The organism is Allobosea sp. ASV33 (genome assembly GCF_016428755.1).
GTDB lineage: Bacteria > Pseudomonadota > Alphaproteobacteria > Rhizobiales > Beijerinckiaceae > Allobosea.
In genome coordinates this window covers 1-316 of sequence record NZ_JAELTI010000289.1, presented here as the reverse complement: position 1 = coordinate 316, position 316 = coordinate 1, and the positions used below count along the sequence as shown (strand labels likewise).

1 protein-coding gene is annotated in these 316 nt (G+C 76.6%); it reads right to left on the bottom strand.

Annotated features, from left to right (window positions below; genetic code table 11):
• Positions 1–133: 133 nt before the first annotated feature.
• A partial coding sequence (locus tag JHD80_RS27635) for a hypothetical protein (RefSeq protein WP_199093810.1) occupies positions 134–316 on the bottom strand: 183 nt, incomplete at its 5' end.

Genomic DNA, 316 nt, shown 5'->3' with positions numbered 1-316 from the left:
TTGCGCGAGTGCCTTGGCCCGCCTTTCGGCATCGGCGTCGGCTGCGGCGTCGAGAGCCTGACCGAGCAGGCTGAGCGGGCTGGAATCGCCGGCGAGCATCGCAGCATAATTGTCGGAGGCCTTGCCCTGTCTCTTATACACATCTCCGAGCCCACGAGACTCTAGGCGCGATCTCGTATGCCGTCTTCGGCTTGAAAACGGGGGGGGGGGGGGGGGGGGGGGGGGGGGGGGGGGGGGGGGGGGGGGGGGGGGGGGGGGGGGGGGGGGGGGGGGGGGGGGGGGGGGGGGGGGGGGGGGGGGGGGGGGGGGGGGGGGG